This is a genomic window from Dulcicalothrix desertica PCC 7102 (assembly GCF_003991905.1).
In the GTDB taxonomy this organism is placed as follows: Bacteria; Cyanobacteriota; Cyanobacteriia; order Cyanobacteriales; family Nostocaceae; genus Dulcicalothrix; species Dulcicalothrix desertica.
Genome location: NZ_RSCL01000091.1, coordinates 1 through 2,496, shown reverse-complemented (window position 1 = coordinate 2,496; position 2,496 = coordinate 1). Strand labels below are relative to the sequence as shown.

1 rRNA gene is annotated in these 2,496 nt (G+C 50.8%); it reads left to right on the top strand.

What is annotated here, in order from left to right:
- A 23S ribosomal RNA gene (locus DSM106972_RS50865) occupies positions 1 to 2,467 on the top strand; the annotation flags it as partial.
- Between the last annotated feature and the right edge of the window lie 29 nt (positions 2,468 to 2,496).

Below are 2,496 nucleotides of genomic sequence, written 5' to 3'. Positions count from 1 at the left end.
GTAGTCGAAAATTCAACGATACTAGCTGAATCCCGAGTAGCATGGAGCACGTGAAATTCCATGTGAATCAGCCACGACCACGTGGTAAGGCTAAATACGTCTGCGTGAGCGATAGCGAACAAGTACCGCGAGGGAAAGGTGAAAAGAACCCCGTTGAGGGGAGTGAAATAGAACATGAAACCGTCAGCTTACAAGCAGTGGGAGTTCGATTAAACGAATGACCGCGTGCCTGTTGAAGAATGAGCCGGCGAGTTATATGTGCTGGTAGGTTAAGTGGATAGCACGAAGCCAAAGCGAAAGCGAGTCTGAAAAGGGCGTTGATCAGTATGTATAGACCCGAACCCTGGCGATCTAACCATGTCCAGGATGAAGCTTGGGTAACACCAAGTGAAGGTCCGAACCGACTAATGTTGAAAAATTAGCGGATGAGGTGTGGTTAGGGGTGAAATGCCAATCGAGCCAGGAGCTAGCTGGTTCTCCCCGAAATGTGTTTAGGCGCAGCGGTGAATATTAAGCTTTGGGGGTAAAGCACTGTTTCGGTGCGGGCTGGGAGACCGGTACCAAATCGAGACAAACTCAGAATACCAAAGTGTACTATCACTAGTAAGACGGTGAGGGATAAGCTTCATCGTCAAGAGGGAAACAGCCCAGACCACCAGCTAAGGTCCCCAAATCAATGTTAAGTGGGAAAGGAGGTGCAAGTGCAAAGACAACCAGGAGGTTTGCCTAGAAGCAGCCACCCTAGAATGAGTGCGTAATAGCTCACTGGTCAAGCGCTTGCGCGCCGAAAATGAACGGGACTAAACATTGTACCGAAGCTGTGGACTTGAAAAAGTGGTAGGGGAGCGTTCTATTTGATGCGAAGCATTAGCGGCGAGCAGATGTGGATTGAATAGAAGTGAGAATGTCGGCTTGAGTAGCGCAAATATTGGTGAGAATCCAATACCCCGAAACCCCAAGGGTTCCAGAGGCAGGTTCGTCCACTCTGGGTAAGTCGGGACCTAAGGCGAGGACGAAAGTCGTAGTCGATGGACATGAGGTTAATATTCCTCAACTAGAATTGTGGAGCATTACATGGGACGCATTGAGAAGCAACTATGCCCTGATTGGATTGGGAGGGGAATACGTTCTCCGTTTAGTTGTAATTGGTGTCAAGAAAAGCATGTAATGTGTTGAAGCAGTTATACCCGTACTCGAAACCGACACAGGTGGGGAGGTAGAGAATACTAAGGGGCGCGAGATAACTCTCTCTAAGGAACTCGGCAAAATAGCCCCGTAACTTCGGAAGAAGGGGTGCCCACAGAAATGTGGGTCGCAGTGAATAGGTCCAGGCGACTGTTTACCAAAAACACAGGTCTCTGCAAACGAGTAATCGGAAGTATAGGGGCTGACGCCTGCCCAGTGCCGGAAGGTTAAGGAAGTTGGTCAGGCTTTCGGGTTAAAGCTGACGACCGAAGCCCCGGTGAACGGCGGCCGTAACTATAACGGTCCTAAGGTAGCGAAATTCCTTGTCGGGTAAGTTCCGACCCGCACGAAAGGCGTAACGATCTGGACGGTGTCTCGGAGAGAGACTCGGCGAAATAGGATTGTCTGTGAAGATACGGACTGCCTGCACCTGGACAGAAAGACCCTATGAAGCTTTACTGTAGCCTGGAATTGTGTTCGGGCTTGGCTTGCGCAGGATAGGTGGGAAGCGTAGAGACATTCCTTGTGGGGAATGTGGAGCTAACGGTGAGATACCACTCTGGCGAAGCTAGAATTCTAACCAATGTCCGTAATCCGGAATTGGAACATTTTCAGGTGGGCAGTTTGACTGGGGCGGTCGCCTCCTAAAAGGTAACGGAGGCGCGCAATGGTTCTCTCAGCACGGTTGGAAATCGTGCGTCGAGTGTAAAGGCAATAAGAGAGCTTGACTGTGACACCAACAAGTGGAACAGGTACGAAAGTAGGCCTTAGTGATCCGACGGCGCAGAGTGGAATGGCCGTCGCTCAACGGATAAAAGTTACTCTAGGGATAACAGGCTGATCTCCCCCAAGAGTCCACATCGACGGGGAGGTTTGGCACCTCGATGTCGGCTCATCGCAACCTGGGGCGGAAGTACGTCCCAAGGGTTGGGCTGTTCGCCCATTAAAGCGGTACGTGAGCTGGGTTCAGAACGTCGTGAGACAGTTCGGTCCATATCCGGTGCAGGCGTAAGAACATTGAGAGGAGCCTTCCTTAGTACGAGAGGACCGGGAAGGACGAACCGCTGGTGTGCCAGTTATTCCGCCAGGAGTAAACGCTGGGTAGCCATGTTCGGAGCGGATAACCGCTGAAAGCATCTAAGTGGGAAGCCCACCTCAAGATGAGTGTTCTCACTACTTTAAGTAGGTAAGGTCACACGTAGAACACGTGTTAATAGGCTTTAGGTGGAAGTGTGGTAACATGCGAAGCCGAGAAGTACTAACAGACCGAGGGCTTGACCAAAAAACAATTCAAAGCGCGTCACTGTGCAG